Origin of the sequence: Pseudomonas sp., assembly GCF_040514055.1 — a bacterium.
Lineage (GTDB): Bacteria > Pseudomonadota > Gammaproteobacteria > Pseudomonadales > Pseudomonadaceae > Aquipseudomonas.
Genome location: NZ_JBEVDL010000079.1, coordinates 160,707 through 175,196 on the forward strand (window position 1 = coordinate 160,707; position 14,490 = coordinate 175,196).

Genomic DNA, 14,490 nt, shown 5'->3' on the forward strand with positions numbered 1-14,490 from the left:
CGGAACGCTCGCCGCCACCCGGACGGCCAACCTATCAGCAAGGACGCCACCTATGTTCGCTCTGCCCCGCACTACGCTATTGGGTCTGATCATGGCACTGCCCCTCGCCAGCGCCGAGGCTGCCACCTGGCGGGTCACCACCACCGCAGACGGCGACGACGGCTACTGCACCCAGCAGTGCACGTTGCGCGAGGCGGTGGCCAGCGCCAACCGTTCGGTCGGCGCACAGGTGGTGCTGCTGCCGGCGGGTATTTTCACACTCAGCCTGCCGGCGCCACTCGATCCGCGCGGCGCCCCGCTGGACGAGGACGACAACCGCCACGGTGATCTGGATATCAGCGGCGAGCTGCGGATCCAGGGGGCCGAATCCCTGGCTAGCCGCATCCAGGGCGCGGGGCATGGGCGCCTGCTCGAGGTCCGCCCCGGTGGCCGCCTGGTGTTGCGCGACCTGGTGCTGGAAGGCGGCCACAGCGCGGATAACGGCGGCGCGGTGGAGAACTACAGCCAGTTGCAACTGCGCAATGTCCTGGCACGGAACAACCGCGCCATGACCCCGGATACCGCCGGGGTGCCGCTGCCCGAAGCCGAAGCCTTCGAGCATGGCCAGGGCGGCGCCATCGCCAACTATGGCGACCTGCAGGTGGTCGCCTCGCACTTTCACGACAATGTGGCCTCGGGCGCCTTCTGGAACAACAACCTCGGCCGCGGCGGAGCCCTGTTCAACCGTGGCAGCCTGCAGGTGCTCAACAGCGAATTTAACGCGAACCGGGTCGACGACCAGGGTGACCGCGGGGCCGGCGGCGCCCTCTACAACCAGGGTACGGCCACGGTCGGGCGCAGTCTGTTCACTGCCAACCGGACGGCCGAAATGGGTCTGGGCGGCGCTATCGCCAACGAGGCCGGTGAGCTGCTGCTGTACAACAGCACCTTGAACGGCAATGGCGGCGCGCTAAGCAACGGTTTTCCCGGCAATCCGGCGCTGCCCCAGGCCAGGGCCACGCTGATGCAGGTCACGGTGGCCGGCAATGCGGGATTCGCCGTGCTCAACTGGGCCACCCTGCTGCTGCGTAACAGCCTGGTCGCCGGTAACTTCGACCTCTACACCGACGGCCCGGCCAATTGCCGCAACCTGGGGCCACACTTTACCTACCAGGCCAAAGGCCTGCTGTTGAACAGCGAAGCGAGCAATTGCCGTGGCGACCTGTTTATCGACTACCCGCAGACCTTCCAGCAGTTGCTCTTTCCCCTGGCCGACAACGGCGGACCCACCCGCACCCATGCCCTGCGGCCAGGCAGCCTGGCCCTGGACGCGGCCATCGGTAACTGCAGTCAACAGGACCAGCGCGGCGTCTCCCGTCCCCAGGATGGCAACGGCGACGGCGTGACGATCTGTGACCTGGGGGCCTACGAATTGTTTCAGCCCTGAGCCCAGGAGCGAGCGCCGATCGAGGCGGTTCCTGCGGCGCGTTCTTTTCTCCATCACGAGGTAGCGTCATGCCCATGCCAACAATCGGCGGCCATTCAGTCGCCCAGCGCGTCGTCCCACTGCTGCTGACCGGAGTCTTGGCCGGCGGGTCGTTGAACGCCCTGGCCGCGGATTTTTCCGTCAGCACCGGCGAAGACCAGTTCGACGGCATCTGCAACAGCCATTGCTCCCTGCGCGATGCGGTGGCAGCAGCCAATGCCCTGCCGGGCGCCGACCGCATCCTGCTGGGCGCGGGATCCTACACCCTGAGCTTGCCGGCCGACGTGGGCGGCGAAGGTGAATCCCTCGACGAGGACGCCAACCTCAACGGTGACCTGGATATCGACGACGAGCTGAGCATCGTCGGCCTGGGCGCCGAGCAGAGTTTCGTTCGCAGCACGCCCGCCGCCCGCGACCGGGTCTTCGAAGTCCTGGGCAACGGACGCCTGCTGCTGCAACGCCTGGCGGTGGAGAACGGGCGCACCTGGTTCTACGGCGGGGGCCTGGAGAACCACGGTCAAGTGCGTCTAGATCGGGTCCACTTCAATTTCAACCGGGCCTCCGGGGCCTTCGAGCCCGGCAACGGCGGCGGCATCGCCAACTACGGCAGCCTGATGGTCGACAGCTCGCGGTTCCAGAATAACTCGTCTTCCGCGGGAGAAGGCTCGTTCGGCCATGGCGGCGCCATCCTCAACCGCGGCAGCCTGACGGTGCGCGACTCCAACTTCAGCGGCAACAGCGCCTCGGACGACGACGACGCGGCCCTGGGCGGCGCCATCGCCAACCAGGGCCAGGCCGATATCACCCGCAGCGTCTTTGTCGGCAACCGCGTGCCGACCAATGGCAGCGGCGCGGCGATCTCCAACGACAAGGGCGGCGTGCTGAAGTTGACCAACAGCACCCTGAGCGGCAATTTCGGCCCCGGCAGTGTCAGCAACGGCCAGTACTACCCGCCTGGCGGTGGCATCCCCCGTGCGCAGCTGATCAACGTCAGCATCGTCGGCAACACCGGCTACGGGCTGAACAACTTCGGCAAGTTGTCGCTGCGCAACAGCCTGATTATCGGCAACCACGACGAATATGAGGAGGAAGCGCTCAACTGCAACAACATTGGCCCGCAAGCCAGCTACCAGGCCTCTGGCCTGCTGTTGGGCAACGGTCCGGGCAACTGCACGGCCGAGCTGTACCGCGAGAACAGCCAGACCTTCACCCAGGTGCTCTACCCGCTGGCGGACAATAACAACCCGGCGTTGCCAACCCATGCCCTGCGGGCAGGCAGCCCGGCGCTGGATGCCGGCCTGGGCAGCTGCACCCAGCATGACCAGCGCGGTGCCAGCCGGCCCCGGGATGGCGACGGTGATGGCGTGGCGGTGTGTGACCTGGGGGCTTACGAGCGGCCCAAACCCTGAGATCCGCTGAAGTTCTGCCATCACTGTTGCTGTTGTCCATACCAGGAAAAATAATGCACAAACCAGCCATCTATCCAGGCACCTCGTGTGCCTGCGCCTTGCTGACCGTTGCCCTGTCCAGCCTGTCGCTGGCCGCCAACGCCCTCGACCTGGCGGTGACCACGGGCGAGGATCAGTTCGACGGTGTCTGCGCGGCCCATTGTTCGCTGCGCGATGCCGTGGTCGTGGCCAATGCCCGCCCCGGGCCCGACCGCATCCTGCTCGGGGCCGGTGCCTACACCCTGAGTTTGCCGGCCCCCAGCGGCGAAACAAAGTGGGGAGACCAACCCGGTGATACCCTGGACGAGGACGCCAACCTCAATGGCGACCTGGATATCACCGATGAACTCAGCATCATCGGCCTGGGCGCCGAGCAGACCTTCGTGCGCGGCTCGCTCAGCGCCCGTGATCGGGTTTTCGAGGTGCTGGCCACGGGGCGCCTGCGGCTGGAGCGCCTGGCCGTGGAGCATGGCCGTACCTCCTTCTACGGAGGCGGCCTGGAAAACCACGGCCAGGTCAGCCTGGACCGGGTCAGTTTCAATTTCAACGAGGCGGTCGGCACCTATGAAGGGTTAGGGATCGGCCTCGGCGGTGGCATCGCCAACTACGGTAGCCTGGTGATCGACAGCTCGCGCTTTCAGGACAACCTCTCCTTCAACTACGACAGCGCTTCTAGTGAAGGCGGCGCCATCCTCAACCGCGGCACCTTGACCGTGCGTGATTCCCGCTTTACCGGTAACAAAGCCACTGGCACCGACGAACATGCATCCTTCGGTGGCGCGATCTCCAACCAGGGCCACGCGGACATCAGCCGCAGTGCCTTTATCGACAACCATGTGAGGGAATATGGCACCGGGGGAGCGATTCACAACGGCACGCTGTGGAGCCCAGCATTTCCCAACGGCGTAGTATTGAAGCTGAGCAACAGCACCCTCAGTGCCAGCATCGGCGCGTCCGCTTTTAGCAACGGCCAGGCCTGGCCGTCAGGAAGAGCAGTACCTAAAGCCCAGTTGATCAATGTGACCATCGCCGGCAATACCGGCGGCCTGGAAAATTTCGGCCAGCTGTCGCTGCGCAACAGCCTGATCATCGGCAACTACGACTCATTCATCGAGGACGAAGCGCGCAACTGCAACACCACCGGCCCCAACGCCACCTACCGGGCCTATGGACTGCTGCTGGGCAACGGTCCGGGCAACTGTACCGCCGAGCTGTACCGCGAGAACGGGGAAGCTTTTACCCGGGTTCTCTATCCGCTGGCGGCCAACAGCAACCCGGCGTTGCCAACCTATGCCCTGCGTCCAGGCAGCCCGGCAGTGGATGCCGGCCTGGGCAGCTGCACCCAGCAGGACCAACGCGGTACCAGCCGACCCCGGGACGGTGACGGCGATGGCGTGGCGGTCTGTGACCTGGGCGCCTATGAGCGACCAAAACCCTGATCTCAGCGCTGGGATAACGGCGCGTCGGCCGAGCCCGATGATCGTGGGAAGGCCTGCGGGTGGACTTGGACGCGGGAGCGTCGCGGGCGGCTTTCCCACGCGGAGCATGGGAACGATCACCCACTTTGGCGGGTTAGCCATCCGGCTCACGCGAGCCGGATAGGCGCTATTTCTTCTTTTTCGGCCCGGTGTTGAACAGCGGCACCTTGCGCACGGCCTTGACCTGGGGACTGGCCGGCTCGTCGCTTTCCAGCCACTTGCCCAGGTTTTTCTTGCCGCCGCCACCGACCACCTTGGGCTTTTTCGGCTTCTTCGGTTTTTTCAGAACCTGGCCGCTGGCGTCGGTCAGCGGCACCCGGTGTTCGGGCTCGAAGTCCTGCTGCTCGACACGCTTCAGGGTCTGGCGGGTCAGCACCTCGATGGCCGCCAGCTGGTCGACTTCGTCGGCGCAGACCAGGGAAATCGCCTGGCCCAGGGCCCCGGCACGGCCGGTACGGCCGATACGGTGGACATAATCCTCGGCCACGATCGGCAGGTCGAAGTTGACCACCAGGGGCAGGTCGTCGATGTCCAGCCCGCGGGCGGCCACGTCGGTGGCGACCAGTATCTGCACCTCGGACGCCTTGAAGCGGTCCAGCGCCCGTTGCCGGGTGGCCTGGGGCTTGTCGCCGTGGATGCCGTCGGCGTTGACGCCCTGCTGCTGCAACAGGCTGACCAGTTGGTCGACGCCGTTACGGGTCTTGGCGAAGACCAGCACCTGGGTCCAGCGCTGGGTTTCCAACAGATGGCTGAACAGCTCGGCCTTGCGCTTTTTGTCCACCGGGATGACCCACTGCTTGACGCTGCTGGCGGCCTGGTTGCGCGGGCTGACCTCGATGCTCAGCGGGTTGTCCAGCATCTGCCCGGCCAGGCTCCGAATGGACTCGGAGAAGGTCGCGGAAAACAGCAGGGTCTGGCGTTTTTTCGGCAGCGCGGCATAGATGTCGCGCAGCTCCTCGGAAAAGCCCAGATCGAGCATGCGGTCGGCTTCGTCCAGCACCAGGGTCTGCACCTGGCCGAACTTCACCGCGTTCTGCCGGTGCAGGTCGAGCAAGCGCCCCGGGGTGGCGACCAGCACGTCGACGCCCTTGCGCAGTTTCATCATCTGCGGGTTGATGCTGACCCCGCCATAGACCGCGTAGGTGCTCAGCGGCAGGTTAACCGCGTACTCGCGGATGCTCTCGTGCACCTGTTCGGCCAGCTCGCGGGTCGGCACCAGGACCAGGGCGCGCACGCCATTGCTGGCCACCGTCGGCCCCTCCAGGGTCAGGCGCTGCAGCAACGGCAAGGCGAAACCGGCGGTCTTGCCGGTACCGGTCTGCGCCGCGGCCATCAGGTCGCGCCCCGCCAATACCGCCGGAATGGCCTGGGCCTGCACCGGCGTGGGGATGGCATAACCCAGGGAGTCGAGGGCACGCAGCAGGGGGTCGAGCAGACCGAGGGAGGCAAAAGTCATGACGGGAAACCAGAAAGGGAAATACGGATACCGCGAGTTTACCCTGCCCGGCACGCCGCGACCCGTTTCTATTCGGCCATCGTTTCGAACTCTCGGCGCCGGTTGGGTTCTGTTAAGCACGGATTCCTTCGCTGGCACGGCTTTGATAGCCAATCGCCTTGATGCCGGCTAGGGTAATGACGTCACGCGCGCTTTCAGCTCATCGATCAGGGGAACGGTAGGACCATGCAGATCACCTCGCACAGACGCACACAGGGCCGGATCATGACCTGGCTGCTGCTGGCCACGCTCCTCAGCGGTTGCGGCATCAACAACATTCCCACCTATGACGAACAGGTCAAGGCGGCCTGGGGTGAGGTGGAGAACCAGTACCAACGCCGTGCCGACCTGATCCCCAACCTGGTCGAGACCGTCAAGGGTTACGCCAAGCACGAACAGGACACCCTGACCGCGGTGATCGAGGCGCGGGCCAAGGCCACCTCCATCCAGGTCGATGCCAACACCCTGGACAATCCGCAGAAACTCCAGCAGTTCCAGCAAGCCCAGGAACAACTCAGCGGCGCCCTCAGCCGGCTGATGGTGGTTTCCGAGCGCTACCCGGATCTTAAGGCGAACCAGAACTTCCTGGCTTTGCAGTCCCAGCTGGAGGGCACCGAAAACCGTATCACGGTGGCCCGTCGCGACTTCGTACTGGCGGTGGAGCGCTACAACACCGAGATCCGCACCTTTCCCGGTCGCCTCTGGCACAGCCTGATGTACAGCGAGCTGCAGCCCCGTGAAACCTTCAAGGCCACCGCGCCGGCGGCTGAAAAAGCCCCAGAAGTGAAATTCTGATGAGCCGCTGGCGGTCCCTGCCACTGCTGCTGGTGTTGATGACCTGGGCCTTGCTGGCCCAGGCCCAGGTCGCCTTCCCCGCACTGACTGGCCGGGTGGTGGACCAGGCCCAGCTGCTCGACACCGCAACCGAGCAGGAGTTGGCGCAGCGGCTGGACGCCCATGAAAAAGCCAGCGGCCAGCAACTGGTAGTGGTCACCCTGGAAAACCTGCAGGGCTTGGGCATCGAGGAATTCGGCTATCAGCTGGGCCGTCACTGGGGCATCGGCCAGAAAGGCAAGAACAACGGTGCCCTGCTGTTGGTCGCCCGCGACGAACGCAAGGTGCGCATCGAAGTGGGCTACGGCCTGGAAGGCCAACTGACCGACGCGCAGTCCTGGGCCATTATCCAGCAGGCGATCTTGCCGTCCTTCAAGGCCGGCGACTTCCCGGCCGGTATTCGCGCCGGCGTGGCCGCGATGCTCCAGGTGCTGGGCGGTGAACCGCTGCCGGTGGCGCAGGAGCAGCCGGGCGAAGCCGGCGACTCGCCCTGGCTGATCCTGCTGGTGGTGCTGTTTTTTATCCTGATCAGCCTGGTGGGCAATGGCCGCCGCGGCTCGCTGGCCGGTGGCCTATTGGGCGCTGTGCTAAGTGGCGGCAGTGGCCGTTCCAGCGGCGGCGGATTCAGCGGCGGTGGCGGCAGTTTTGGTGGCGGCGGCGCGTCCGGCGGCTGGTAACCCTTTGCAATGAGAAGCCCATGGCGTTATTGAACGAACAGGAACAACGGCAGGTGGCCCAGGCCATCGCCGCGGTCGAGCGCACTACCGATGCCGAACTGGTCACGGTGCTGGCGGCCCGTGCCGATGATTACCGCTATGCCGCTCCGCTCTGGGCCGCGCTGCTGGCCCTGCTGGTGCCCGGCCTGGTTAACTTTTATGCGCTCTGGCTGGATGCCCGCTACCTGTGGTTGCTGCAGCTGGCGTGTTTTGCCGGCGTGACACTGCTGTTGCAACTGCCGGCCCTGAACCGCCGACTGGTGCCACGCCGGCTGCGTCATTGGCATGCCGCCAACCTGGCGCGACGGCAGTTTCTCGAGCAACGCCTGCACCACACCGACGGCGCTACCGGGATACTGATCTTCGTCTGCGAGGCCGAACGCTACGTGGAGATACTGGTGGACCGCGGTATTGCCCGGCACCTGCCGGATGCCAGCTGGCAGGCAATGGTCGCCCGCTTTACCCAGCAGGTGGGCCAGGGCCAGACCCTGCAGGGGTTTCTCGACTGCATCGCCGGCTGCGGCGAACTGCTGGCGCAGCACTTGCCCGCCAGCCATGAGCGCAACGAACTGCCCAATCACTTGGTGATCCTGGACTGAGAATTCCGCGCTGGACCCGGCGCCCTCGCCCCGCGCCTAACAGGCTCTCCCACAGGAGCGGCCCCTGGCCGCGAAACGATACTGCGCCCCACTCCCTACGCCCCCAAGGGCAGCACGCCCATGGACCCACTAGAAGCTGATATGAACCGACGGGGCGCTGCGCCTGGCCTCACCGTGGTACACCGCCTCGATATTGTTGCCCTCTGGATCCAACACGAACGCGGCGTAATAACCCGGGTGGTAGCTGCGTTCGCCAGGCGGACCGTTATCCGTGCCGCCACCGGCTAAGGCGGCCTGGTAGAAGGCGTGCACCGTGGCTCGGTCCTGAGCTTGGAAAGCCAGATGCTGCCGACCGGTCAAAACCCCCAGCGCGGCGTCACTGTCGGGTGTACTGATAAATAATTCGTCGGCCCAGAAGTAGCTGTCGGCGCTGCCGGCGATTGGGATATTCAGGGTCTCCAGGATGGCGCCGTAAAATCGCCTGGCGGCGGCAAGGTCCTGGACGACCAGCTGGATATGATCGACCAGTCGACCACGGTGCAGTTCTTGCGTTTCCATCACTCTCTCCTCTTTGCAGCCTCGGCGAGGGGCAGACCGCGTTGCGAGCGTGGACCGTGGTTTGAGTGAAGGGTTAAGCGACAACCTAACGCTGCCAGCACACCCCAAAACCATCATTGCCCCAGCCAATGTTTATAAAAGCTGGACTGAGCCTGATGGAGAAGGTTCCTAAGAGGCGATACATCACCCTGGGTTCGGAGTGAATAAATACAATTGACCCACACTAAGTGACTACTCCCCCCGCGCTGCTCAGGCACCGCGTCGCTCGCGACGTAGCGCCTCGCCTACCTTGGCCGCGGGAATCTTCTGCAAACGGCACAGCAGGCCATGGCTGAGTTGCCGCAGGCCGTGGCGTTCGCGTAACAGCGCCGCCAGGTAGCCGGTCAGGTTGGCGGCCATTTCCGCGTCGGCCATTGCCCGGTGCGCCTGGCCGGTGACCGGTAGCCGCGCCCAGGTGTTGAGCGTGCCGAGTTTGTGGTTGGGCGCTTCGGGCAGCAACCGGCGCGCCAGCAACAGCGAACAGGCGAAGGGCTGCAGGCGGGTGCGGCGGATCCGGGCCAGCTCGGCATCCCAGAACTTCTGGTCGAACGAGGCGTTATGGGCCAGCAAGGGCGTGTCGCCGACAAAATCCGCCACTGCCGCCATCACTTCGGCGGCCGGCGGCGCGGCGCGGACCATGCGGGTGCTGATGCCCGTCAGTTGCTCGATAAAGGGCGGCACCGTGACGCCAGCGTTCATCAGGCTCTGGTAACGCGCGACGATACGCCCGTTTTCCAGGATCACCGCGGCGATTTCGGTGGCGCGGGCGTTCTGTCCAGGCGACAGCCCAGTGGTTTCAAAGTCGATTACGGCGATGCGTTCCAACGTCAGTCCTGCAAGTAGTAGGTTCAATTCTTCAACAGCAGGCTGCCTTCGATCGGCACGTAGCGGCTGGCGGCGCGGATCAGGGACTGCGCGGTCAGCCCGGGGACGCCATAGGCGACCGCCGTGACCCCATGCCGGCTCCTGATACGCTCGAGCAGCATATCGAAATCGCCGTCGCCGGAAGCCAGCACCACCTCGTCGACCTGGGACGCGGCGTCCATGATATCCATGGTGATGCCCACGTCCCAGTCGCCCTTGGCCGAGCCGTCGCTGCGCTGGATAAAGGGTTTGAGTTTCACGGTAAACCCCAGGTTGCGCAGGATCTGCTGAAACTGCTGCTGCTTGGCATCGCCGCGGTCGATGGCATAGGCGTAGGCTTCGACGATCTGCCCATGCTGGCTGATATCGGCCCACAATGCCGCGTAGTTGAAATGGCAGCCGTGGGCCTGGCGCACCGTGTAATAGAGGTTCTGGACATCGGCGAATACGGCGATCTTTTTCACCGGCACTCCTGGTGGCGCGGTTGCGCTATGGCGGGCCACTGGGCCTGGGTTAAAGTCGGCCCCCAGTATGCCAGCCCGACGGCCGCTTGCCGCAGCCTTGTCGCGCCGGCGCGTGAAATCACCCTGGCCATCTCGCGGAGCCTGCCATGCCCCACACTACCCCAGTCGTCCCGCGCATGGCCCCACCGGCCCTGCTGATCATCGACCAGCAGCAGGGCATGCTCGCCCCTCACCTGGGGCCACGCAATAACCCGGCTGCCGAGCAGCGCATGCTGGACCTGCTCGGGCACTGGCGCCAGCGGCACTGGCCGCTGCTGCATGTGCGGCATATCTCGCGCTCGGCGACCTCGGTGTTCGCTCCCGGCCAGGTCGGCGCGCTGTTCCAGGCGGCCTTCGAACCCGGGCCGGAAGAAGCCTTGTTCGAGAAAAACGTGCCGGACGCCTTTGCCCAATCCGGGCTGGAACGCTGGCTGCGGGTACGTGCCCTCGACCAGCTGGTGATAGTCGGGGTATCCAGCGAAAACTCCGTGGAGTCCACCGCCCGCAGCGCCGGCAACCTGGGGTTTCGTGCCTTTGTCGCCGAAGACGCCTGCTACACCTTCGCCAAGAATGACTTCCACGGCCATGCGCGCAGCGCCGAGGAGGTTCACGCCATGGCCATGGCCAACCTGCACGGTGAATATGCCCAGGTGCTGGACTGCGCCGCGCTGCTGGCGCGCTTCGCGGACTGAGGAAGGGCGGCCGATCGGCGCGCGCTGGCATTGGAGGCCAGGTCGCCTTGGGCTACAGTGGCGGACTGATTTCCTTGCGCGACCCCCTTATGAACCCGCTCCCGATCCTGCGTGACGCTTGGTACTTCTTCAGTCGCAACCTGGGTGATATCGCCCGTCTTTGCCTGCCCCTGATCATCCTGGAAAACCTGGCCCAGCAAGGAGCCCTCGCCTGGGCCAGCGAAGCCAGCGCGCCCACCTACCAGGTGCTGATCGGCCTGTTGTTCTACCCAGTCTACAGCGCGGCGCTGATTCTCTACCTGGATGCCCGCAGCCGCGGCCTGCGCCCGCGCGCCCGCGACCTGCTGACCATGGCGATGTGGTTGTGGCCCACCTTCGCCCTGCTGGTGGGGCTGTGCACCCTGCTGATCATGCTGGGTGCCTCGCTGCTGCTGTTGCCAGGGCTCTGGGTGATGATCAAGCTGGCGTTCGCCGAATACCTGCTGGTGCTGCGTGGCCTGACGCCACTGGAAGCCCTGAAGGAAAGCTACCGGCAAACCACCGGCCATTTCTGGACCCTGCTGTTCTGTGTGTTGACCGTCATGCTGCCGCTGCTCGCGCTGGACTGGTGGAGCTACCCCGGCGAAGGCCAGACGGCCAACCTGCCATTCACCTTGCTGCTGGACTCCCTGAACGGTTTCCTGCTGCTGTTTTCCACCGTGGTGCTGTTCCGCGTCTTTATGCTGTTGCAGGAACCCCAGGTAAACGACGCCTGAGCCCTCGGCGCCTGGGTGGCACCCACCCGGACGGGCCCGTCTGGACTAGGCTGTGACAACGCCATCAAGGAGGATCCCCATGAGCAACCCCAGCATCCTGTCCCATCTGTCCCTGGGCACCAATCAGTTCGAACGGGCCGTGGCCTTTTATGAGCGGGTCCTGGCGACCCTCGGCTGCAAACGGCTGATGGCACACCCCGGAGCAGTGGCCTTTGGCCGTGACTACCCGGAGTTCTGGATCCAGGCCCCGATCGATGGCCAGCCGGCCACGGTCGGCAATGGCACCCACTGCGGCTTCGTCGCCGACGATCCGGCTGCGGTACGCGCCTTCTACCAGGCCGCCCTGGAGGCCGGCGGCCGCGGCGAAGGCGAACCCGGGCCGCGCCCGGACTATGGCGCGCCCTACTACGGCTGTTTTGTCCGCGACCTCGATGGCCATAAGATCGAGGCCGCCTACTGGGACATCAACCTGGCCACGACCGGTAACGGCGAGGCCCATCAGCACTGACAGCTACCGGCGTGGGGCTTCGCGGGCATGGCCCATAGCTTCGCAACGCCGCTCGCAGGGCTGTTGTGGATAGCCGGTTTTCCGCCACTGCGACTGCCCCCATGACCGGGTTAAACGACTCAACAGCGTACCGTACCCGGGCGACGAACCTCGCCCCACGCCACCAAGCGCCTAAGACTGGCTGGCGGCCGCCACTGACCGTCTAACACTCCTATCCGTAATCCGGACCTGGCAGCCCCTAGGGTTTACGCCGTTTGCCGGTAATCATCGACAGCGGCAGGTTCTCGCGCAAACGGTAGCTTTCCAACAGCTCCGCGCCAAGGTGCAGCTCCACCAGACCGAGCAAGGCGTTGGCAAAAACCGCATGCAGCTGCAGGGGCGGGTCCGCCCCCCAGAAATAGTCGACCTCCTCCATCAGGAAGCCGGTGACACCCAATCCGGCCAGCAGCAATAGCATCAGAATCATTACCAGGCCGCCAATCGGAGAATGCCCCAGGCGGTGATAAGGCCGCCCGCCGATCAAGGCCCGAGCGTGTTCGATCAGGCGCCCAGGGCGCGGCCAGAAATCTGACCACCGCGCCGGGCCCGGGCCGACAACCCCCCACACCAACCGGATCAGCAGCCAGGTCAGGGCGTAGTAACCCAGCCAGCGGTGCCAACCATCGCCCTCTTCGGTAAAGAAGTAGTTAGCGACAAAGACACCGGCCAGGGACCAGTGGCACAGGCGCACCAGCGGGTCCCAGAGGAGCAGGGTAGCGCTGGGCATCAGTCCTCCACTTCTTCCTTGACGACCTTGCCGCTCACCGGATCGAAGTAGATCTCGACCTTGCGCTTGTCCTTGTCGAAGCCGTAGATCTCGTAGCAATTGCCGCCAGTCACCTGAACTTGTTGATCTGGTAGCCCTGGCTTTTCAGCTGCTCCTGAAACCTTGTCTCGTCCTGCCATTGGGCCTTGTCGGCAGTGGTGCATTCGGTTTTTGCAAAGGCCAGGGGGCTGGCCAACGTCAGAGTCAGCAGTAACAGGTGGCGCATGGGCACGTCCTCGTGATGGCGTGCCAATCAGAGCTTGCAGCCTGCAACCTTGCAGGCCCCAAACCAGCTTAAGCCACCGTACAAAACCTGCCAAACGAGGTCCACCAGTGCCCGCTCAGCCGCCCAGCGCCCGCCGGGCGGCGGGCAGTACGCGCGCCAGCAGCAGCCAATCGACCACGCCGATCACCAGCAACGAAGCACCGACCAGGGGAAAGGCCAGACCGAGCAGCGCCACGATCACCAACGCGGTTTTCCACAGCGGCAGGTCATGGCGCAACGGCGGCACGCCCAGGCGGCCCTGGGGCCGGCGCTTCCACCAGAGCACCAGGCCACTGACCGAGCTGAGCAGGATCATCAGGCAGACCGCCAGCATCAGCAGTTGATTGGCCAGGCCAAAAAACTTGCCCTCGTGCAGCATCACGCCCATTTCCACGCTCCTGGCCAGGCCGTTGTAGTCGCGCCAGCGGATATCGGCCAGCACCTTGCCGCTGTATTGGTCGAGATGCAGGGTGGCGTCGTTACGCGGGTCATCGGCGAACACGGCAATGGTGTAGACCGCTTCCGCACTGGTGGGCAAGGTCACGCTGTAGCCCGGCACCACGCCTCGCTCGTTGGCGATCCGCACCACCTGCTCCAGGCCGATGGGCGGCATCGCCAGGGCGCCATGGGCACTGTGTTCGCTGCCGCCGGCACGGTGTTCCGCATGAGGGTCGGAGGTCGGCAGCGGGGTGTTTTCCACCGCCCAGGCCACGGTCTGGCCGGTGACGGTATTGAGGCTGCGTGCCTGTACGTCAGACTGCGGCACCGCGTTCCACATCGCCGCCGGAAAGCTATTCCACACGTCGGCGAACTTGGCGCCCCAGAAGCCGGTCCAGGTCATTCCGGTCAGCAGCATAAACAACAGCAACAGCGAGCCCCAGAAGCCGGTAACCGCGTGCAGGTCGCGCCAGAACAGCCGTCCGCGGTTGGCCAGGCGCGGCCAGAAGATCCCGCGCAGCCCGTTGCCACGCGGCCACCAGAGGTACAGTCCGGACACCACCAGGACGATTGCCCAGCCGGCCGCCAACTCGATCAGGCGATCGCCCAGGGTGCCGATCAGCAGCTCGCCATGCAGCCCGCGCGCCCAGGCCTGCAGGTTGTTCTGCGCGTCCTGCTCGCCCAGCAACGTACCGCGGTAGGGGTCGATAAACAGGTTGAGCTCGCGGCCATCGGCCCCCAGCACAAACTGCGCGCTGCGCCCCTCGGTCAGCGGCGGCAGGTACTTGTCCACGCTCGCCTGCGGGTAGGCCTGACGCACCCGCAGCAGCAGCTGGTCGGCGCCCAGGGCTTCGCCGGCGGGCTCGACCTGCAGCAGCTCGGGGTACATCAGCGCGTCCAGTTGCGGCTTGAACAGGTAGAGGATGCCGGTCAGCGAAAGCATGACCAAAAAGGGAATGACAAACAGCCCGGCGTAAAAATGCCAACGCCAGGCCTGCTGATAGAACGACGTACTGTCCTTGCTCATG

Annotated in this window: 15 protein-coding genes and 1 pseudogene; 9 read left to right on the forward strand and 7 right to left on the reverse strand. The window is 65.1% G+C overall.

Features of this window, described 5'->3' with window-relative positions:
- The first annotated feature begins 52 nt into the window (after window positions 1–52).
- The 3 genes from ABWY06_RS21400 (at window position 53) to ABWY06_RS21410 (ending at window position 4,352) form a co-directional block, all read left to right on the forward strand.
- Complete coding sequence (locus ABWY06_RS21400) at window positions 53–1,426, forward strand: choice-of-anchor Q domain-containing protein (protein WP_353927601.1); 1,374 nt, start codon at window positions 53–55, stop codon at window positions 1,424–1,426.
- Between the two features lie 68 nt (window positions 1,427–1,494).
- Window positions 1,495–2,874 carry a choice-of-anchor Q domain-containing protein gene (locus tag ABWY06_RS21405; protein ID WP_353927602.1) on the forward strand — a complete coding sequence of 460 codons (1,380 nt, stop codon included), beginning with the start codon at window positions 1,495–1,497 and terminating at the stop codon, window positions 2,872–2,874.
- 53 nt (window positions 2,875–2,927) lie between these two features.
- A complete protein-coding gene (locus tag ABWY06_RS21410) occupies window positions 2,928–4,352 on the forward strand; it encodes a choice-of-anchor Q domain-containing protein (RefSeq protein WP_353927603.1) in 1,425 nt (474 codons plus the stop codon).
- 166 nt (window positions 4,353–4,518) lie between these two features.
- On the opposite strand, the gene rhlE1 is transcribed toward ABWY06_RS21410, so the two are convergent.
- Window positions 4,519–5,847 carry an RNA helicase RhlE1 gene (rhlE1, locus tag ABWY06_RS21415; protein ID WP_353927604.1) on the reverse strand — a complete coding sequence of 443 codons (1,329 nt, stop codon included), beginning with the start codon at window positions 5,845–5,847 and terminating at the stop codon, window positions 4,519–4,521.
- Between the two features lie 225 nt (window positions 5,848–6,072).
- Between rhlE1 and ABWY06_RS21420 the strand changes: the two genes are divergently transcribed.
- The 3 genes from ABWY06_RS21420 to ABWY06_RS21430 are packed head-to-tail and all read left to right on the forward strand — an operon-like array spanning window position 6,073 to window position 8,035.
- Complete coding sequence (locus ABWY06_RS21420; RefSeq protein WP_353927605.1) at window positions 6,073–6,681, forward strand: LemA family protein; 609 nt, start codon at window positions 6,073–6,075, stop codon at window positions 6,679–6,681.
- Window positions 6,681–7,397: a TPM domain-containing protein gene (locus ABWY06_RS21425; protein ID WP_353927606.1), complete on the forward strand. Its 717-nt coding sequence runs from the start codon at window positions 6,681–6,683 to the stop codon at window positions 7,395–7,397. The genes ABWY06_RS21420 and ABWY06_RS21425 overlap by 1 nt, the downstream gene beginning before the upstream one ends.
- 20 nt (window positions 7,398–7,417) lie before the next feature.
- Window positions 7,418–8,035 (forward strand): TPM domain-containing protein, encoded by a 618-nt coding sequence (locus ABWY06_RS21430; protein WP_353927607.1) that lies wholly within the window; start codon window positions 7,418–7,420, stop codon window positions 8,033–8,035.
- 129 nt (window positions 8,036–8,164) lie between these two features.
- On the opposite strand, the gene ABWY06_RS21435 is transcribed toward ABWY06_RS21430, so the two are convergent.
- The 3 genes from ABWY06_RS21435 to ABWY06_RS21445 all read right to left on the reverse strand — a co-directional run bounded on the left by ABWY06_RS21435 (window position 8,165) and on the right by ABWY06_RS21445 (window position 9,960).
- Window positions 8,165–8,593, reverse strand: a complete 429-nt coding sequence (locus ABWY06_RS21435; RefSeq protein WP_353927608.1) for a VOC family protein — start codon at window positions 8,591–8,593, stop codon at window positions 8,165–8,167.
- Window positions 8,594–8,842: 249 nt separating this feature from the next.
- Entirely contained in the window at window positions 8,843–9,457 is a 615-nt protein-coding gene (locus tag ABWY06_RS21440; protein ID WP_353927609.1) for a 3'-5' exonuclease, read from the reverse strand.
- 23 nt (window positions 9,458–9,480) lie between these two features.
- The gene (locus ABWY06_RS21445) at window positions 9,481–9,960 is read right to left on the reverse strand and encodes an NYN domain-containing protein (RefSeq protein WP_353927610.1); all 480 of its coding nucleotides are present in this window, start codon (window positions 9,958–9,960) and stop codon (window positions 9,481–9,483) included.
- A 146-nt stretch (window positions 9,961–10,106) separates the two neighbouring features.
- On the opposite strand from ABWY06_RS21445, the gene ABWY06_RS21450 reads away from it, so the two are divergent.
- The 3 genes from ABWY06_RS21450 (at window position 10,107) to ABWY06_RS21460 (ending at window position 11,954) form a co-directional block, all read left to right on the forward strand.
- Complete coding sequence (locus ABWY06_RS21450) at window positions 10,107–10,691, forward strand: cysteine hydrolase family protein (RefSeq protein ID WP_353927611.1); 585 nt, start codon at window positions 10,107–10,109, stop codon at window positions 10,689–10,691.
- Between the two features lie 89 nt (window positions 10,692–10,780).
- On the forward strand, window positions 10,781–11,446 hold the full coding sequence (locus ABWY06_RS21455; RefSeq protein WP_353927612.1) for a DUF7847 domain-containing protein: 666 nt from the start codon (window positions 10,781–10,783) through the stop codon (window positions 11,444–11,446).
- A 73-nt stretch (window positions 11,447–11,519) separates the two neighbouring features.
- Window positions 11,520–11,954 (forward strand): VOC family protein, encoded by a 435-nt coding sequence (locus ABWY06_RS21460; protein ID WP_353927695.1) that lies wholly within the window; start codon window positions 11,520–11,522, stop codon window positions 11,952–11,954.
- A gap of 238 nt (window positions 11,955–12,192) precedes the next feature.
- Here ABWY06_RS21460 and ABWY06_RS21465 read toward each other — a convergent pair whose 3' ends face one another.
- The 3 genes and pseudogenes from ABWY06_RS21465 to ABWY06_RS21475 all read right to left on the reverse strand — a co-directional run bounded on the left by ABWY06_RS21465 (window position 12,193) and on the right by ABWY06_RS21475 (window position 14,489).
- Window positions 12,193–12,720, reverse strand: a complete 528-nt coding sequence (locus tag ABWY06_RS21465; RefSeq protein WP_353927613.1) for a cytochrome b/b6 domain-containing protein — start codon at window positions 12,718–12,720, stop codon at window positions 12,193–12,195.
- Window positions 12,720–12,985: pseudogene (locus ABWY06_RS21470) on the reverse strand (PepSY domain-containing protein). The gene ABWY06_RS21465 and the pseudogene ABWY06_RS21470 overlap by 1 nt, the downstream one beginning before the upstream one ends.
- A 115-nt stretch (window positions 12,986–13,100) precedes the next feature.
- The gene (locus ABWY06_RS21475; RefSeq protein ID WP_353927614.1) at window positions 13,101–14,489 is read right to left on the reverse strand and encodes a PepSY-associated TM helix domain-containing protein; all 1,389 of its coding nucleotides are present in this window, start codon (window positions 14,487–14,489) and stop codon (window positions 13,101–13,103) included.
- Window position 14,490 lies beyond the last annotated feature (1 nt).